2 protein-coding genes and 1 pseudogene are annotated in these 2080 nt (G+C 53.4%); 1 reads left to right on the top strand and 2 read right to left on the bottom strand.

The genetic code is table 11. From position 1 onward, the window contains the following. Positions 1 to 299 (bottom strand): manganese catalase family protein (locus tag H6F43_RS01050; protein WP_190340174.1); only part of this gene is annotated, 299 nt, incomplete at its 3' end. Positions 300 to 836: 537 nt separating this feature from the next. Here H6F43_RS01050 and H6F43_RS01045 point away from each other — a divergent pair. After that, entirely contained in the window at positions 837 to 1733 is an 897-nt protein-coding gene (locus H6F43_RS01045) for a DMT family transporter (protein ID WP_190340173.1), read from the top strand. 112 nt (positions 1734 to 1845) lie between these two features. On the opposite strand, the pseudogene H6F43_RS01040 reads toward H6F43_RS01045, so the two are convergent. Next, positions 1846 to 2080 (bottom strand): annotated as a pseudogene (locus H6F43_RS01040) (glycosyltransferase family 2 protein); the annotation flags it as partial.

Here is a 2080-nt window from a genome sequence, read left to right as displayed (position 1 = left end):
GCGCCAACGATCGGGTCTTTCGCGCCATCTTCTTGCACTTTGAGCGGTGCTTTATCTAGCAGATGGGCGACCATCGTTGCCAGCATTTCAACGTGACCAATTTCCTCGGTGCCGATGTCCAGCAGCATATCGCGATATTTAGCAGGTCCACGGCAGTTCCAGCCCTGAAATAGGTACTGCATCATCACAGTCATTTCACCCATCGGACCGCCGATCAACTCTTGCAGTTTTTTTGCGTAGATTGGATCGGGTTGGTCAGGCGGAGTGAAGTACTGGAGTCGCTTTTGGTGCAAAAACATGAATTTCTCCTTGATATTTGATGCGGTTAAACTCAATGGTTTGCAGCATTCAGAAACACGCAGACAATGCCATAGAAAATGCATTCAACAAAGCATTTCTACTTAGCAGTCGCTAGTGACTGAAACTTTTGTAGCTTGAACGCTCAGCGTTAGAGGCGCGTGCAAACCATCAGCAAAACTTGTTTTCTCGTAAGAAGCAATCGGAACAAAAATGATTGCTTACGTCTCCCTTTGTAACGTTTGAGATTCCAGGCTTAATCAACCTATGGAGGTGCAATCCTCTACTTATTTAAGAAGATAAAGCGTAATCGTTGATGTATTCAGTTAAAGCGATCGGATTAACTATTTCTCTAAGTAAAGCACTGTAGCATTAAGCAAATAGAAAAGAAGACGATAAAAAATTTGATCCTCTACAGCGCGGTGGTGTAACGCTGCCCAGCAACGGCAAGATTCGGCATGCTTACACTTGATCGGCTACGGGCAACCTGCGATACCGTAGGGGTCTAGTGGGTACTGCCATAACGTCTGCATTTTTTCATGGTTGTTTTTCTTGCGGAGTTTCGAGGTGAACTAGCAGCGCTGGGCGCGGCGGCAATTTGGGCAGTCGCGTCGATCGTCTATACCCAAGTGGGACGGCAGCTATCGCCCCTGATGCTAAACCTCGTCAAAGGGTGCGTGGCGATCGTGCTGCTGGTTCTGACGCTGCTGCTGCGGGGGGAACTGCTGCCGCAGGTGAGCACCCACTCGCTGGGACTGCTGCTGCTGAGCGGCGCGATCGGGATTGGTTTTGGAGACACCGCTTATTTTCAGGCGCTGAATCGGATTGGTCCACGACGATCGCTGGTGCTAGAAGCGCTGGCTCCGCCACTGGCAGCGGTTTTAGCCGCACAGTTTCTGAACGAACAATTACAGACTGGAGCATGGGCTGGAATTGCGCTGACGATCGTAGGCGTTGTGTGGGTTGTGGTAGAGCGCACCCCAGAGATTCCCCAAGCTACCTCCCTTAGCGGCGTGGGCTTCGGTGTGCTGGCGGCAGTTGGGCAAGCAGGCGGCGCAGTGCTGTCTAGAGCCGCGCTGTTGGAGGCAGCGGTCGATCCACTATGGAGCACGTTTATCCGGTTGGCGGCGGGTGTGCTGGTGCTGCTGGTGTGGCGACTGCTGCAACGACGATCGCCCCAAGACTTAAAACCGCTGCGATCGCCGCAGTTGGCGCTGACGATCGCCGCTACCGCTTTTGCCAGTACCTACCTCGCCATCTGGCTTCAGCAACTGTCGCTTAAGTATGCGCCAACGGGCATTGCCCAATCTCTCAGCGCGACGAGTCCGCTATTTGTCACGGCGATCGCGCTGGCAATGGGCAATCGAGTGAGCGCACGGGCAATTTTGGGAGTGGTCGTTGCACTGGGCGGAATTTGGCTGCTGTTTGGCAGGTAGGCAATCGCGATGGCTGACTATGAAAAAATGAACGGCTATCTGCGGATAGCCGTTCACCAAAAAGTTGTGGTGCTTGATCGAACGAACGCTTTCTAGCGAGTCCGTAGCCCTACTAGCGGGCGCGAGACAGCAGATTGGGATTCCGCAGGTGAATGAATGGATACGCGATCGATTGAGGCAGATAGCTGAGCGCCAAAGCCGATAAGCTGCGGGGGTTCCAGGGATACTGCTGGAGCGATTGCCATAGGTAAGCACGAGCCTCGACCGCTTGACGATCGCGCAGCAAGCCGATTCCTAACGTGGTACTGGCGTGTGCCCACTCTCGCTGGAAGTACGATCGCAGTTCA

It is taken from the genome of Leptolyngbya sp. FACHB-36 (assembly GCF_014695955.1).
Classification (GTDB): domain Bacteria; phylum Cyanobacteriota; class Cyanobacteriia; order Leptolyngbyales; family Leptolyngbyaceae; genus FACHB-36.
Note: the sequence above shows the minus strand (reverse complement) of the source record. Positions and strands in the feature narration are given on the sequence as shown.